Origin of the sequence: Dethiothermospora halolimnae (assembly GCF_037577855.1) — a bacterium.
Taxonomy (GTDB): domain Bacteria; phylum Bacillota; class Clostridia; order Tissierellales; family VENL01; genus Dethiothermospora; species Dethiothermospora halolimnae.
In genome coordinates, this window is record NZ_JBAKFX010000069.1 from 1 (window position 1) to 15,631 (window position 15,631).

Below are 15,631 nucleotides of genomic sequence, written 5' to 3' on the forward strand. Positions count from 1 at the left end.
TTGATTCACTAACAGCAATAGGTTCCATGATGGGTTCCGGAGGAATGATAGTTATGGATGAAGATAACTGTATGGTTGACATAGCAAGATTCTTCCTAGACTTTACAGTTGAAGAGTCCTGTGGTAAATGTCCACCATGTAGAATAGGAACTAAAAGGATGTTAGAGATTCTTAATAAAATAACAGCGGGTAAAGGTGAACCTGAAGACTTAGATAAACTAGAAAGACTTGCAGAAACTATTAAGTCAGCATCTCTTTGTGGACTTGGACAAACTGCACCGAACCCAGTTTTATCAACACTTAAACACTTTAGAGATGAATATGAAGCCCATGTAAATGATAAAACATGTCCATCGGGATTATGTAAAGATCTAGTGTCTTATTATATTATAGAAGATAAATGTAAGGGATGTACCCTTTGCGGAAAGGCATGTCCAGCTGATGCAATAACAGGTGAGGTTAAAAATCCCCATATTATAGATAGGGAAAAATGTATTAAATGTGGAGCATGTATTGAAAAATGTCCATTTGGGGCTATTATAACTAAGTAATTTTTACCATGTTTTAAATTTATGAATTATTACAATACAAAATTTGTTTAATTAGTGATATAATTGCTTGACTAGTTTAGGAAAGTTACGGTGATTGAAAGGAGGAAAAATAAATGGTTAATATAACCATAGATAATAAAGAAATAAAGGTTAATAAAGACTATACAGTACTTAAAGTCTGTAGGGATATGGGGATTAACATCCCTACTCTTTGTCATGATGATAGACTAAAATCCCAGTCTGCCTGTAGATTATGCGTTGTAGAGATAGAAGGTATGAGAACCCTACAAACATCCTGTTCAACAGAGGTAAGAGACGGGATGAAGATAAAAACAAATTCTAAAAAAGTAAGAGAGGCTAGAAGGGAAATATTAAGGTTAATTCTTTCAGACCATCCCCAGGAGTGTTTAACATGTGAAAAGGCAGGATCATGTAAGTTGCAACAATATTGTGAAGAGATTAATGTGGGAAAGGTTGTTTATGAGGGAGAGAGAAATAAATATCCTATAGACAATAGTAATCCTTTTTACTATAGGGATATGACTAAGTGCATAAACTGTGGAAAATGTATAAGGGTATGTAATGAACTTCAATGTACAAATGCTTTGACATTTATAGATAGGGGTTTTAAATCCCATGTTGGAGCAGAATTTGATAAAGATATAGATAATACAGTCTGTGTATCCTGTGGTAACTGTGTTTCTGTTTGTCCAGTTGGGGCATTAATGCCTAAAAACAATAATGGGTTTAGACTTTCTCAAGCTGAAAGGGTTAGAACCACGTGTTCCTATTGTGGAGTAGGATGTCAGATGGACCTAATGGTTAAAGATAATAAAGTTTTAGGAGTTGAACCTGCTGATGGACCATCAAATAATGGTTTATTATGTGTTAAAGGGAAGTTTGGATATAAGTTTATAAACCATCCCGATAGACTAAAAAAACCACTAATAAAAAAAGAGGGTAAATTCGTTGAATCATCATGGGAAGAGGCCTATGAATTAATATCTAAAAAAGCGAAGGAAGTAAAGGAAAATAAAGGTGCCGATGCCTTTGCAGGATTAACATCGGCAAGATGTAGCAATGAAGAAAATTATTTATTCCAAAAATTGTTTAGGGCAGTTATAGGAACTAATAATGTTGATCACTGTGCTCGACTCTGACACAGCTCTACGGTTGCAGGTCTTGCAACAACGTTAGGTAGTGGAGCTATGACTAATAGTATAGGAGAGGTTAAGGATGCCGATGTTATATTTGTAACAGGATCTAACACCACTGAAAACCATCCTGTAATAGGGTCACAAATGAGACAAGCCAAAGCTAAAGGGGCCAAAATAATAGTAGCAGATCCAAGGAGAATAGACTTAGCTAAGGATGCAGATGTATTTTTACAAATAAAACCCGGGACTAATATAGCTATGTTAAATGCTATGATGAATGTAATAATAGAAGAAGATTTACAAGATAAAGAGTATATAGAAAACAGAACTGAAAACTATGAGGAACTAATAAATTTAGTTAAGGATTATACTCCAGAAAAAGCAGGAGAAATTTGTGGCATAGACCCAGAGGATATAAGAAAAGCTGCTAGAATATATGCAAAGGGAAATAAAGCAGGAATATTCTATGCCATGGGTATAACTCAGCATAAAACAGGAACCCATGGGGTTATGGCTGTATCAAATCTCTCATTACTTTGCGGAAATATAGGTAAAGAATCAGCTGGTGTTAATCCCCTTCGTGGACAGAATAATGTGCAAGGAGCCTGTGATATGGGCGGCTTACCTGCAGACTTACCAGGATATCAAAAAGTATTTAAACCTGAAGTAATAGAAAAGTTTGAGGATGCCTGGGATGTAAAATTATCATCAAAGGTTGGAAAGACAATACCTGAGATAATGCATGGAGCAGAAGAGGGGGATATTAATTTCCTATATATAATGGGAGAAAATCCTATGGTTTCTGATCCAGATATAAATCATATAAGCAAGGCTTTAGATAATGTTGAATTTTTAGTTGTACAGGATATATTCTTAACAGAAACCGCAGAAAAAGCAGATGTGGTTTTACCGGCAGCATCCTTTGCAGAAAAGGATGGAACCTTTACAAATAGTGAAAGAAGAATACAAAGAATAAGAAAGGCAGTTGATGCTCCTGGAGAAACAAAGGGAGATTGGAAGATTATAATGGAAATAATGAATGTATTGGGATACGATAAAAGGTATTCTTCACCATCTGAAATAATGGATGAAATAGCAACGGTAACTCCCCAATATGGTGGAATAGATTATGAAAGAATAGATAAGATAGGTCTTCAGTGGCCCTGTCCAACAAAGGATCATCCTGGAACCAAGTATCTTCATAAAAACGTATGTGCTAGAGGTAGGGGGTTATTTATGCCTCAAGATCATGTAAAGAGTGCTGAGAATCCAGATACACAATATCCATTTATAATGACCAATGGAAGGGTTTTATATCATTATCATACAAGAACCATGACCGGTAGAGTAGATGGTTTAAATGAAAAATCACCATCATCATATATAGAAATTAATCCAGCTACAGCTAATAAGCTTGAATTAAAAGAGGGAGAACTGGTTAAAGTTACATCTAGAAGGGGAAGTATAAATACTAGGGTAAAAATAACTGATATAGTTGATGAAAATGTTGTATTTATACCTTTTCATTTTGCCGATGGAGCAGCTAATGTTCTTACAAATACGGAGCTGGATCCTATAGCTAAAATACCGGAACTTAAGGTAGCTGCCGTTAATATAGAGAAGATTTAAGGAGGGATACTTTGGCAAATATAAAAGCAATCTTTAAATATGCTATGCAAATGGAATTAGATGGACATAAATTCTTTAAAGAGAAGGCTAAGGAATTTGTAAATCCTACAAGTAAAAAAATGTTTGAGAATTTAGCAAGGGTAGAAATGGATCATTATGACTTTTTAAAGGAACAGTTAGATGAGTATACAAATAACAATGAATTTAAAAAGTTAGACCCAAGTATAGCCGATAGGGAAAAGGATATATTTAAATCAAGGGAAGAATCGGAATATCTAAAAGAAACCTTAGAACAATCGGATATACCGGATATGACAATATTAAGGATGGCCTATTTAATAGAGAGGGACTATGCCGAGTTTTATAGAAAGGCAGCAGCCAACGTTGAAGATATAAAGGCTAAAGAAATATTTAATATGTTGGCTAAATGGGAAGATGGACATGAAGAGTTATTTAAAAAGGAATATGATAGAATGATGAATGAATATATGACTTTACCATGGGGTGGTTAAATTGTTTACAGTAGGTATAATTACAGCCAGTGATAAAGGTTATGAAGGTAAACGGGAGGATAAAAGTGGAGAAGTTATAAAAAAAATAGTAGAAAATAAGGGCTATGAAGTGGTTAGATATAAGATACTTCCCGATGATAGAGAAAAATTATCAGAAGAAATGCTATATATGTGTGACAGTCTTAAACTAAACTTGGTTTTAACAACAGGGGGAACAGGATTTAGTAAAAGGGATGTTACCCCTGAGGCCACTCGAGATGTTGTTGAGAGATTAGCCCCAGGTATACCTGAGGCCATAAGAAGCTATAGTTTAAAAATAACTCCCAGGGCTATGCTATCAAGGGCTATTTCAGGAATAAGACAAGATAGTCTTATAATAAATCTACCCGGTAGTCCAAAGGCTGTGGAAGAATCATTGGAATTTGTAATTGATAGTATAGACCATGGTCTTTCTATACTAACTGGAAGGGATTATGATTGTGCTAGAAAATAAAGGATAGTGATATAAATGGAACTATTTAAAAGTGCGGCTATTCTAGCCGGTGGCAAAAGTTCTAGAATGGGTTTTGATAAACAGTTTCTAAAGGTAAATGAAAGAAGGGTTATTGATGGTATTATATCAAATCTAAAAAAAGAGTTTGATGAAATAATAGTAGTTACAAATAAACCTGAAAAATATTTAGGCATTAAAAGTAAGATAGTGACAGATAGAATAGAAAAAAAGGGTCCTTTAAGCGGAATACATGCAGCCCTTTCGGAGGCAAATAGCAAATATGTATACTTTACGGCATGTGATATGCCTAATATAAACATTGACTATATAAGATATATGAAGAAAAATATTATGAAAACTAAGAAAGAGGTTTGTGTAACTAAAATAAGGGATTGGATAGAGCCCTTTAATGGGTTTTATTCTGTCGATATATTACCTTTTATAGAAGGACATCTATATAGCAATAAAAGGTCTATACTTTCCCTTATAAAAAACTTAAATTGCCTATATATAGAAGAGGTAGTTGCTAGAAAATTTAGTCCCAATTGGGATATGTTTTTAAACTTAAATACTAAAGATGACCTAAATAGTTATATTAGGAGAATTAAAAATGAATAATATTAAAAAATATAATATTATGAGAATAAAAGGTGACACAGCAATAGAGGAAAAAGATGATGTGGTGGTGGAATACCCATTCACCATATATCTAAATAATAAAGAGTTTGTAACCTTTTTATGTAGCCCAAAATCACTAAAATATTTAGCAATAGGATTTCTCCATTCTGAAGGGATAATAGAAACTAAAGATAATATAAATGATATAAAGATAGATGAAGATAAGGGTATAGCATATGTATATACCAATAAAGAAAGTATACTGGCTGAAAAGTTAAATGGGAAAAGAACAATAACCACAGGATGTGGAAAAGGAACCATATTTTATAATGTAATAGATTCCTTTAAAACAAAAAAAATAGATAAAAAGATTAGTATAAATAAAGAGAATATATTTAGTCTAATTAAAAGTTTCAATAAGAAGTCAGAGATATTTCTAAAAACAGGAGGAGTACACAGTTGCGGACTATGTAGTGAAGATGATATTCTAATATTTGAAGAGGATATAGGAAGGCATAATGCCCTAGACAAGATAATAGGAAAAACAGTAATAGAGAATATAAGACTGGATAATAAAATGGTATTAACCAGTGGTAGGGTATCATCGGAAATACTAATAAAAGTAGCTAAAAGAGGGATTCCTGTATTAATATCAAGATCTGCCCCTACAAGCTTGGCCATAGAGATGGCTAGAGAATTAAATATATTATTAATTGGATTTGCTAGGGGTAAAAAATTAAATATATATTCGGATTTTCCGAGTCTTACCTTCTAAAACTATTGTTATGAAGATAAGACCGATGGGTGTAGAGGGAAACCTTTATGCCTCCCGTGTTTGGAAAGGGAAATTCAAGATTTATTTTAATTATATATGGAAAAATATATATTATTTTTGTTATGTGTAATTTTATATAATGTCTTGAAGAGCCCCTTTTAGGGGCTCTTTATTATATATAAAAGAAGGAGGAATAACAAATGAAAAAGGTTTTATCAGTATTAATTATTTTATCCCTTATAATGGGATTAGTAGTAGGTTGTAGTGGAGATGAAGGTGACCAGTCATCAAGTATAGTACTTGCAACAACAACAAGTACTAGGGATAGTGGATTACTTGATGAGATATTACCAAGCTTTGAGGAAGAAACAGGTATAGAGGTGAAGGTTGTAGCAATTGGAACTGGAGCAGCTCTACAAAAAGGTAGAGATGGAGATGCAGATGTATTATTAGTTCATGCCAAACCATCAGAGGAGGAGTTTGTAAAAGAAGGACATGGACTGTATAGAAAAGATGTTATGTATAATGATTTTGTAATAGTGGGACCTAAGAATGACCCTGTAAATATTAAGGAAAATGCAAAAAGTGATGTTTTAAAGGGATATAAACTTATTGAAGAAAATAAAGCAACCTTTGTATCAAGGGGAGATGACTCAGGAACCCATAAAAAGGAAAAAGCTCTATGGAAGGAAGCGGGTATAGAACCTAAGGGAGATTTTTATGTATCAACAGGAAGTGGAATGGGAGATACGTTAAAAGTAGCCAGTGAAAAACAAGGATATGCAATGACAGACAGGGCAACATATTTAAATTTAAAGGATGAACTTGATTTGGAAATATTATTAGAGAAGGATGAAAAGTTATTTAATCAATATGGAGTTATACCTGTAAATCCAGATAAAAATGAAAATATAAATAATAAAGGTGCAGAAGAGTTTATAAACTGGTTATTATCTAAAGATACTCAAGAAAAAATAGGAGAGTATGGAAAAGAGAAGTTTGGAATGCCTTTATTTACTCCCAATGGGAAATAGGAGATAAAAAATGGATTATATATTAGAGGGATTAAAAGAAGGGATAAACTTATTATTAACATTTAACAAAGAGGTTTATGGGATAATATTTTTATCCCTTTTTGTTTCCATTACAGCAACAATTATATCTTCTTTTATATTTATCCCCCTAGGGGTTTATTTAGGAATCAAAGACTTTGTTGGGAAAAAGATATTTTCCCGAATATTATATACATTGATGAGTATACCATCGGTTGTTGTAGGGCTTATAGTGGCAATAATAATATCTAGAAGAGGTCCCCTTGGCTCATTGCAATTATTATATACACCATGGGCAATGATTATAGCCCAAACTCTTCTTATAATCCCTTTAGGATTGGGATTAACCTATAATTTATCTAAAAACAGAGGGAAGAACATAGAAAAAATTGGATTAACCCTTGGGGCTGGTAAAAGAGATATAATAATCTTAATAATAAGTGAATTAAAAAGAGATTTATTTATAAATGTGGTAACAGTATTTTCTAGGGCCATATCAGAAGTTGGAGCAGTTATGATAGTTGGAGGAAATATAAAGGGACATACAAGGGTTATAACCACATCAATAGCAATGTTTAACTCGATGGGAAATTACCCCATGGCCATAGCCCTAGGTCTTGTACTTTTATTTATTTCATTTACCATAAACAGCTTAATATATAAAGAATAAAGATGGTGAATTTATGAAAATATCTATAAAAAATTTGAAAAAGTATTATGATGAGAGATTAATATTAGATATAAAAAATTTAAATATAGAGAAGGGAAAGATAACAGGAATAATAGGACCAAATGGATCGGGTAAAAGTACCCTTTTAAATATAATCGGTGGACTTGATTATGACTATAACGGAGTAATAACCTATGATAACAAAAGATTAGATAAAGAGATATATAAGAATATGACTGTTGTTTTTCAAAAACCCTATTTATTTAGAAGGACCGTTTATGAGAATATATCCTACCCTTTAAAGGTTAGAAAATTTAATAAGAAAGAGATTAACTCTAAGGTTTTAAATATATTATCAAAATTAAATATAGAAGACTTAAAAAACAACAAGGGAAACCTATTATCCGGTGGAGAAATGCAAAAGGTTAATTTGGCTAGGGCTTTAATCTTTCAACCTAAGGTATTACTATTAGATGAGCCTATGGCCAGTATTGACTTTAAATATATAAATACTATGGAAAATATAATAAAGGATTATAGAAATGACAATAACACTATAATAATAGTGATTCATAATATAGATATGGCAAAACAACTATGTGATAAATTAATATACTTAAACTATGGGAAGGTGGATAAAACTGATGGAATTTTTTAATGTTTTATCGGTTGATGAAACAAAAAAACTGATGTTAGAAAAGTTTAATAACGTAGAAATAGAATCAGAGACAGTTGATATTTTAAAAGGACAGGATAGAGTGCTATATAAAGATGTAATTTCCCATAATAATGTTCCTAACTTCGATAGATCAACAGTGGATGGATATGCAATAAAGAGCAGTGATAGTCATGGAGCTACCGAGGCCATACCAAGTGTATTAAATCTTTTAGGAGAAGTCCATATGGGGGAAACTACAGACAAAATTATAAAATCAGGTGGAGCCATCTATGTTCCCACTGGAGGAATGATACCAAAGGGGGCCGATGGAGTTGTAATGATTGAGAATGTAGAAAAATTAGATAATGACACTATATTTGTTCATAAACCAATATCATTTGGAGAAAATATAATATATAAAGGTAGTGATATAAAAAAGGGAGAAAACCTATTTACCAGAGGAAAAAGACTAACTCCCCAAGATATAGGTGCTCTATCGGCTATTGGTATTTCAAAGGTAGTAGTATACAAAAAAATAAAATTTTATGTTATATCAACAGGGGACGAAATAGTAGATATAGATGAAGAGGTAACCATTGGCAAGGTGAGGGATATAAATGGATATGCACTACACTCTCTAGTTGAGAAAATAGGAGGAGAAATAGTAAATAAGACAATAGTAAGGGATGATTTTCAGTTATTAAAATCAGAGGTTAAAAAGGGCATAAAAGAATCAGATATAGTTTTAATATCCGGTGGTAGTTCAGTGGGGACTAGAGATTATACTAAAGATGTTATGGACTCCTTTAATGGGGAAGGGGTATTTGTCCATGGAGTATCAATAAAGCCAGGGAAACCAACATTGATAGGGGAAGGAAATGGCAAAATAATATTTGGGTTACCTGGTCATCCAGTGTCTTCTATAATAATATTTAAGGTATTTGTTCAGTATATTACAGAAAAGATATTGGGGCTTAATGGAAATATAAATAAAACTATGGGAATAATGAACTCAAATGTTCACTCTAATCCGGGTAAGGAAACTTATCAGATGGTCAAGATAGAAGATACAAATGGACAAACTTATATAAATCCCATATTTGGTAAATCTGGCATGATTACATTATTATCAAAGGCGGATGGATATATAATAATAAAGTCCCATGAAGAGGGAGTAAATAAAGGGGACAAAAAGGAAGTTTATTTTCTCTAAAGGAGTGATTAGATGAAAAAAGGAGATAGAAATATTTATATAAGTAATATACCTGTAAATGAAGCAAGACATAAGTTTTTAAATAATATAGATATAAAAAAACAGTATGAAGAAATAGATATTGTGGACTCCTTAGGAAGGGTAACTTTTGAGGCAGTATATGCAAAGGTATCTTCACCATCATATAATGCAGCAGCAATGGATGGGATACTTGTAGATGCAGAGAAAACCTATGGAGCTAATGAAAGAAATCCCATTACATTAAAACAAAATAAAGATTTTGTATATATTAATACTGGAAACCCTATTTTAAATGGGTATAATGCAGTAATAATGATAGAGGATGTTATGGAATTAGAAGATGGAAAAGTTAAAATTATAAAACCTGCCTATCCATGGCAACACATTAGGCCCATAGGGGAAGATATAGTAAAAAGGGAAATGATACTTCCAAGTAAACATAAAATAAGGGCTATAGATGTAGGGGCATTAATATCAGGAGGAATAAATAAGATAAAGGTATATAAAAAGCCCAGAGTAGGTATAATTCCCACGGGCTCAGAGATAGTAGAGGAAGTTAATGATATCAAAGAAGGGACAATTATAGATTCTAATTCTAGGGTATTTGAGGGACTTATAAGGGAATATGGGGGAAATCCCAATAGATATTCTCCAGTTGAAGATAACTATGCTATATTAAAAGAGTCTATTAAAAGGGGAATTGAAGAAAATGATATACTCCTTATAAATGCAGGCTCTTCGGCGGGGAGTAAAGACTTCACAGTTAAAGTGATAAGGGAAATTGGAGAGGTACTTGTCCATGGGATAGCTATGAAGCCTGGTAAACCAACAATACTTGGAGTTATAAAGGGTAAACCAGTTATAGGGGTTCCTGGATATCCTGTATCATCATATTTATCCTTTGAAACCTTTGTAAAGCCTTTAATATATAAATATATAGGTAAAAAAGATACTAATGGGGATACTGTAGATGCAGTTTTAACTAAACGTTTGGTATCATCCTTTAAAAATGAAGAGTTTATTAGGGTAAACCTAGGATATGTAGATAATAAATTTGTTGCAACTCCATTGTCCAGTGGTGCTGGGGTTACAATGAGCTTAGTGAAGGCGGATGGTATATTGTCTATACCTAGAAAAAGTGAAGGTATGGAGGCTGGAAGCTTGGTTAAAGTTAACTTATTAAAACCTACCAGTGAAATAAAAAGTACAATAGTTTCAATAGGTAGTCATGATTTAATTATGGATATAATAAGGGATAAGATACCACTAATTTCATCCCATGTGGGAAGTATGGGGGGCGTAATGGCTATGTTAAGGGGAGAAAGTCATATATCTCCTATACATCTATTAGATACAGGTACTGGAAAGTATAATGTTGATTATATAAAAAAATATTTTAAATCAAAGAAAATGGCCTTAATTAAAGGAGTAAAACGATTACAGGGATTTATAGTAAAAAAGGGTAATCCCAATAATATAAAGGATTTTAATGATTTAACTAGGGATAATATAGAATATGTTAATAGACAACGGGGAGCAGGAACTAGGGTATTATTAGATTATAATCTTGGAGGATTAGGTATCGATTGTAAAGACATAAGGGGATATGATAGAGAAATGAATACCCATATGGCAGTTTCAATGGCAGTAAAATCAGACATGGCAACCACAGGGCTAGGTATAAAGGCGGCAGCAAATGCCCTTAACTTAGATTTTGTTGAAGTTGGTTATGAAGATTATGATTTTTTACTTCCCTATGAACTATTAAATGACGAAAGAATAGAAAGATTTATAAATATATTAAAGTCTAAGGAATTTAAAAATCAGCTGCAAACCTTAGGAGGATATAAAACCGATAATGCAGGTTCTATAGAAGTAGTTTCTCCTAAAGGAGTTGAGTGGAGTGAAGGATAGTTTTGGAAGAAAAATAAATTATTTAAGGGTATCGGTTACCGATTTATGTAACTTGAGGTGTAAATATTGTATGCCTAAAGAGGGAATATGTAAAAGGGATCATGATGACATATTAACACTAGAAGAAACTGAAGAGATAATAAAAGTATTTGTTAGTCTGGGGATAGATAAAGTAAGAATAACAGGGGGAGAACCCCTTGTTAGAAAGGGGATATTAGATTTAATAAGTAATGTAGGGCAGTTAGAAGGAATAAAGGACCTTGCAATTACTACAAACGGACTATTACTAAAAAGATATGCTAAGGACTTGAAAAATAGAGGGCTAAATAGAGTTAACATTAGTCTAGATACTCTAAATAAGAATAAATATAAAGAGATTACTAGAGGTGGAGACCTAACAAAGGTATTAGAGGGAATAGATGAGGCTAGAATGGTTGGATTATCGCCAATAAAGATAAATACTGTTTTAATAGGGGGATTTAATGACCATGAAATAAGGGACTTTGTAAATTTAACAGTAAAGGATAATATAGATGTTAGGTTTATAGAACTTATGCCAATTGGGGAAGCTCAAAACTGGGCAATTGAAAACTTTATATCAAATGACATAGTATTAGATAAGGTAAGGGAACTAATGAAAATAAAAGGCGAAGACCCATCATCACCGGCTATTTATTATAAAATGCCAGAGGGGAAGGGGAAAGTTGGAATTATTAATCCTATAACATGTAAATTCTGTGATTACTGTAATAGGGTTAGGATTACTTCAACTGGAAAACTTAAACTATGTCTTCATTCTGATGATGAAATAGATTTAAAAAAAGTTATTAGAGAGGGAAAAGACCTAAAGGAAATTATACTAAAGGAAATATATAATAAACCAGAGTCCCATAACTTAGAGGAAGGGCAATATATAAAAAGAAATATGTTTGAAATAGGAGGATAATTATGAAGTTAACACACTTTAATGAAAGTGGAAGGGCCCATATGGTGGAAGTGACTGATAAAAATGATACGAAAAGGGTTGCAGTGGCTAGGGGTACTATAAATATGAAAAGGGAAACTATATCAAAGATAAAAGAAGGGTTAATAAAAAAAGGAGATGTTTTATCGGTTGCCCAAATCGGTGGAATAATGGGGGCGAAAAAGACCAGTGATTTAATACCAATGTGTCATAATATTTTTTTAACGGGAGCTAATATTGAGTTTGAAATATTAGAAGATAAAGTTTTAATAGAGTCTACAGTAAAAACTAGAGGGAAGACTGGAGTTGAGATGGAAGCATTAACAGCAGTGTCTATGACTGCTCTTACTATATATGATATGTGTAAAGCAATTGACAAAGATATGGAAATATCGGATATAAGACTTATTAAGAAAACTGGAGGAAAATCAGGACCATATGAAAGGAAGGGTAAAGATGAGTAAAATAGGTAAAGTTGTAGCGATAAATATAAGTGAAAAAAAGGGAGTTATAAAGACTCCAATAGATGAAGGTACTTTTAGAGAAAATCATGGTTTAGTTGGAGATGCCCATGCAGGAAACTGGCATAGACAGGTTAGTTTATTAGGGGTTGAGAGTATAAACAAAATGAAAAACATGGGCATAGAGGGCCTATGCACGGGAAAATTTGCAGAAAATATAACAACAGAAGGAATAACATTATACGACCTTCCGGTGGGCACAAAAATTAGAATAGGAGAAACTATACAAGAGGTAACACAAATAGGAAAGAAATGTCATAAAGGCTGTGAAATAGCTAAAGAAGTTGGGGATTGTGTAATGCCAAGGGAAGGTATATTCACTAAAATATTACAAGGTGGAAATATAAAAAAAGATGATATAATAGAAATTATTGAAGAGTAAAATAAAGGATAATATCCTAAAAAAACCATTGATATAATTAATAATTTTTAGTATAATTGTCAAAGTCAGTATATGATTAAAAATAAACAAAAACTAGGAGTGTTTATATGTCTTTGTTGGATAGAGTATTGGAGAAAAACAAGTCTTATGTAAAAAATAGGAAAGAAAAGGGACGGGAGGAGTATTTATCTAGTCACGCAAAAAAAGAGGCATTAATACTTACATGTATGGATACAAGATTAGTTGGAGTTTTAGAAGAGGCTATGGGCTTTAAAAGGGGAGAAGTAAAGGTTCTAAAAAATGCAGGAAATACCATAAGGGATAATTGTAGTGATGTTATAAGGTCAATATCATTAGGAACCATAATGATGGGATTAAAGGAAGTTTTTGTTGTGGGACATAGGGATTGTGGAATGACGAAGGAGAACATAGAAGATATAAAAAAGGCTATGTTAGATAGAGGAATAGAAGAACAGGCAATTAATAAAATTGATCTTTTAAAGTGGACAGGTATAATTGATGATGAAAAAGAAAACGTTATTTATACTGTAGATAAAATAAAAAAATCTCCATTCATTCCAACAGATATAAAAGTACATGGTCTTTTAATTGATACGAATTCTTTAGAAATAGAAATTATAGTAGATGGGAATAAAGAGAAAGGAGAATTATAATGGATAAAAAAATGTTATCCCCAACGGAAATAACTACAGCAACTATTAATGCAGGAATAAAAAAAGCAAGTTTATCAACGGCTAGAATGTTATTATTAGGAATATTTGCAGGTATGTTTATAGGATTTGGAGCCCATGCAGATATTACAGTAATGCAAACATTGGGTAGTTTTGATGTGGGAATTGCTAAATTTATGGGGGCTGCGGTATTCCCCGTTGGACTTATGTTAGTATTAGTCGCTGGAGCGGAGCTTTTTACTGGGAATAATTTGATGACAATGGCATTAATGGATAAAAAAATAACAATAAACAAGATGCTCAAAAATTGGATATTAGTATATTTGGGAAATTTCATAGGATCAATACTTTTAGCATTAATAATAGAAAAAGCAGGATTATATGGGCAAGGATCAAATATTGCCAATAAGGCAATAGCAATAGCAGAAGCAAAAGTAGGTTTATCCTTTGGTCAGGCATTTTTGAGGGCCATATTATGTAATATAATAGTTGTACTTGCTGTTTGGTTCTCGAGTGCATCTAAGCAGGTTATAGGTAAAATATTTGCAATATGGTTCCCTATTATGATGTTTGTTCTTTCTGGATTTGAGCATAGTATAGCTAATATGTTCTTTATATCCTTAGGAAAATTATTAGGTGGAAGTTTTAGTTGGGTAGAAATGTGGACATCTAACTTAATTCCCGTTACTTTAGGTAATATATTAGGTGGAGCTGTAATAGTACCGGTTGTATATTATATCGTTTATAAGGAAAATAATTAAAATAAAGAAGGGATTATATACTCAAACATAAATGGGACCTAAGGTCCTATTTATGTATTGTTCACAAAAATATAATTGATTAAGACTATAATAAACGGTGGAAATTAGATAAAACACCTATTGATATAAATTACTATTGTTAAAACTATACATAGACTTTAAAAAATATATATGTTAGAATATAGCTATACATAAGGTGAGAATAATAAGTTTATATATATAATTAATATTTAGGAGGGATAACAATGTTAATGGATTTAACAGCAAAGGAATTTGTAGCTGATGTGGCTAGTAAAAAGCCAGCTCCAGGTGGTGGAAGTGTTGCTGCTTTAGTGGGAAGTTTAGGAGCTGCTTTAACAACAATGGTAGGTAATCTTACCATAGGAAGAAAGGCATATGATAAACTAACTGAAGAACAACAAAAACAGTTAGATGAAAACTTTAAAAAAGTAGAGGGTCTTGTTGAAAGATTAAATGAATTAGTTGATGAAGATACTACTTCTTTCAATGGGGTTATGAAAGCATTTAAAATGCCTAAGGAAACTGAAGAAGAGAAAAAAGCAAGAAGTAAAGCTATACAAGAAGCAACTAAGGAAGCATTAGAAGTTCCATTAGATACTGCTATTCAATGTCTAGAGGTATTAAAACTTCAAAAAGTATTTGCACTTTATGGAAATCAAAATGCTATAACAGATGCTGGAGTTGGAGCATTACTTGCTTACGCAGGCTTAGAAGGAGCACTATTTAATGTAAAAATAAACTTAGGTTCAATAAAAGATAGTGAATATGTTGAAGTTAAGAATAAGAAGTGCGAAGAGATGCTTAAAGAAGGAAATCAGTTAAAAGAAGAGGTTCTTGAAATAGTATACAAGGCATTATAAAGGACAATAGATGGAGAATTAGGACCCCAGTATATGAGGGTCCTTTTTTATGTGTGCCCAGCATGGACACAGTCTATAGGGTGAAAGTCCCGAACACCGAAGGTGATATAGGTGCTAGCTGAAGACAAGGGTGTCCACCGTGAGGTGGAATCTGAAGGAAGTCGGCG

17 protein-coding genes and 1 riboswitch are annotated in these 15,631 nt (G+C 32.6%); all 17 genes read left to right on the forward strand.

The window, feature by feature from the left end:
* Nucleotides 1-551: DUF362 domain-containing protein (locus tag V6137_RS18300; RefSeq protein ID WP_425449420.1), on the forward strand; the 551-nt coding region annotated here is incomplete at its 5' end.
* 113 nt (nucleotides 552-664) lie between these two features.
* Entirely contained in the window at nucleotides 665-3,337 is a 2,673-nt protein-coding gene (gene fdhF / locus V6137_RS18305; RefSeq protein WP_425449421.1) for a formate dehydrogenase subunit alpha, read from the forward strand.
* Between the two features lie 11 nt (nucleotides 3,338-3,348).
* Nucleotides 3,349-3,849, forward strand: coding sequence for a ferritin-like domain-containing protein (locus V6137_RS18310; RefSeq protein WP_425449422.1), 501 nt, complete (start codon nucleotides 3,349-3,351; stop codon nucleotides 3,847-3,849).
* The gene (locus V6137_RS18315; RefSeq protein WP_425449423.1) at nucleotides 3,842-4,342 is read left to right on the forward strand and encodes a MogA/MoaB family molybdenum cofactor biosynthesis protein; all 501 of its coding nucleotides are present in this window, start codon (nucleotides 3,842-3,844) and stop codon (nucleotides 4,340-4,342) included. The genes V6137_RS18310 and V6137_RS18315 overlap by 8 nt, the downstream gene beginning before the upstream one ends.
* 15 nt (nucleotides 4,343-4,357) lie before the next feature.
* Nucleotides 4,358-4,960 (forward strand): molybdenum cofactor guanylyltransferase, encoded by a 603-nt coding sequence (gene mobA, locus V6137_RS18320; protein WP_425449424.1) that lies wholly within the window; start codon nucleotides 4,358-4,360, stop codon nucleotides 4,958-4,960.
* Nucleotides 4,953-5,735: a formate dehydrogenase accessory sulfurtransferase FdhD gene (gene fdhD / locus V6137_RS18325; RefSeq protein ID WP_425449425.1), complete on the forward strand. Its 783-nt coding sequence runs from the start codon at nucleotides 4,953-4,955 to the stop codon at nucleotides 5,733-5,735. Before mobA ends, fdhD begins: the two co-directional genes overlap by 8 nt.
* Nucleotides 5,704-5,822: riboswitch (molybdenum cofactor riboswitch) on the forward strand. Its footprint overlaps the gene before it by 32 nt.
* 113 nt (nucleotides 5,823-5,935) lie before the next feature.
* Nucleotides 5,936-6,769 carry an ABC transporter substrate-binding protein gene (locus tag V6137_RS18330; RefSeq protein WP_425449426.1) on the forward strand — a complete coding sequence of 278 codons (834 nt, stop codon included), beginning with the start codon at nucleotides 5,936-5,938 and terminating at the stop codon, nucleotides 6,767-6,769.
* A gap of 10 nt (nucleotides 6,770-6,779) precedes the next feature.
* Nucleotides 6,780-7,457, forward strand: a complete 678-nt coding sequence (locus V6137_RS18335) for an ABC transporter permease (RefSeq protein WP_425449427.1) — start codon at nucleotides 6,780-6,782, stop codon at nucleotides 7,455-7,457.
* A 13-nt stretch (nucleotides 7,458-7,470) separates the two neighbouring features.
* Nucleotides 7,471-8,115: an energy-coupling factor ABC transporter ATP-binding protein gene (locus V6137_RS18340; RefSeq protein ID WP_425449428.1), complete on the forward strand. Its 645-nt coding sequence runs from the start codon at nucleotides 7,471-7,473 to the stop codon at nucleotides 8,113-8,115.
* On the forward strand, nucleotides 8,102-9,328 hold the full coding sequence (locus V6137_RS18345) for a molybdopterin molybdotransferase MoeA (RefSeq protein WP_425449429.1): 1,227 nt from the start codon (nucleotides 8,102-8,104) through the stop codon (nucleotides 9,326-9,328). Before V6137_RS18340 ends, V6137_RS18345 begins: the two co-directional genes overlap by 14 nt.
* 12 nt (nucleotides 9,329-9,340) lie before the next feature.
* Nucleotides 9,341-11,263: a molybdopterin biosynthesis protein gene (locus V6137_RS18350; protein WP_425449430.1), complete on the forward strand. Its 1,923-nt coding sequence runs from the start codon at nucleotides 9,341-9,343 to the stop codon at nucleotides 11,261-11,263.
* A complete protein-coding gene (moaA, locus tag V6137_RS18355; protein ID WP_425449431.1) occupies nucleotides 11,253-12,209 on the forward strand; it encodes a GTP 3',8-cyclase MoaA in 957 nt (318 codons plus the stop codon). The genes V6137_RS18350 and moaA overlap by 11 nt, the downstream gene beginning before the upstream one ends.
* Nucleotides 12,210-12,211: 2 nt before the next feature.
* Nucleotides 12,212-12,691 (forward strand): cyclic pyranopterin monophosphate synthase MoaC, encoded by a 480-nt coding sequence (moaC, locus tag V6137_RS18360; RefSeq protein WP_425449432.1) that lies wholly within the window; start codon nucleotides 12,212-12,214, stop codon nucleotides 12,689-12,691.
* Complete coding sequence (locus tag V6137_RS18365; RefSeq protein WP_425449433.1) at nucleotides 12,684-13,130, forward strand: MOSC domain-containing protein; 447 nt, start codon at nucleotides 12,684-12,686, stop codon at nucleotides 13,128-13,130. The genes moaC and V6137_RS18365 overlap by 8 nt, the downstream gene beginning before the upstream one ends.
* Nucleotides 13,131-13,237: 107 nt before the next feature.
* Complete coding sequence (locus V6137_RS18370; protein WP_425449434.1) at nucleotides 13,238-13,804, forward strand: beta-class carbonic anhydrase; 567 nt, start codon at nucleotides 13,238-13,240, stop codon at nucleotides 13,802-13,804.
* On the forward strand, nucleotides 13,804-14,583 hold the full coding sequence (locus V6137_RS18375) for a formate/nitrite transporter family protein (RefSeq protein ID WP_425449435.1): 780 nt from the start codon (nucleotides 13,804-13,806) through the stop codon (nucleotides 14,581-14,583). Before V6137_RS18370 ends, V6137_RS18375 begins: the two co-directional genes overlap by 1 nt.
* 245 nt (nucleotides 14,584-14,828) lie before the next feature.
* Entirely contained in the window at nucleotides 14,829-15,464 is a 636-nt protein-coding gene (locus tag V6137_RS18380) for a cyclodeaminase/cyclohydrolase family protein (RefSeq protein ID WP_425449436.1), read from the forward strand.
* The last annotated feature ends 167 nt before the right edge of the window (nucleotides 15,465-15,631 follow it).

Coding starts and splice junctions, on each gene's coding strand:
- V6137_RS18365 (WP_425449433.1), top strand. CDS start 12,684: ATGAGTAAAATAGGTAAAGTTGTAGCGATAAATATAAGTGAAAAAAAG.
- V6137_RS18370 (WP_425449434.1), top strand. CDS start 13,238: ATGTCTTTGTTGGATAGAGTATTGGAGAAAAACAAGTCTTATGTAAAA.
- V6137_RS18380 (WP_425449436.1), top strand. CDS start 14,829: ATGTTAATGGATTTAACAGCAAAGGAATTTGTAGCTGATGTGGCTAGT.
- V6137_RS18330 (WP_425449426.1), top strand. CDS start 5,936: ATGAAAAAGGTTTTATCAGTATTAATTATTTTATCCCTTATAATGGGA.
- mobA (WP_425449424.1), top strand. CDS start 4,358: ATGGAACTATTTAAAAGTGCGGCTATTCTAGCCGGTGGCAAAAGTTCT.
- fdhD (WP_425449425.1), top strand. CDS start 4,953: ATGAATAATATTAAAAAATATAATATTATGAGAATAAAAGGTGACACA.
- V6137_RS18350 (WP_425449430.1), top strand. CDS start 9,341: ATGAAAAAAGGAGATAGAAATATTTATATAAGTAATATACCTGTAAAT.
- V6137_RS18335 (WP_425449427.1), top strand. CDS start 6,780: ATGGATTATATATTAGAGGGATTAAAAGAAGGGATAAACTTATTATTA.
- V6137_RS18345 (WP_425449429.1), top strand. CDS start 8,102: ATGGAATTTTTTAATGTTTTATCGGTTGATGAAACAAAAAAACTGATG.
- V6137_RS18340 (WP_425449428.1), top strand. CDS start 7,471: ATGAAAATATCTATAAAAAATTTGAAAAAGTATTATGATGAGAGATTA.
- V6137_RS18375 (WP_425449435.1), top strand. CDS start 13,804: ATGGATAAAAAAATGTTATCCCCAACGGAAATAACTACAGCAACTATT.
- moaC (WP_425449432.1), top strand. CDS start 12,212: ATGAAGTTAACACACTTTAATGAAAGTGGAAGGGCCCATATGGTGGAA.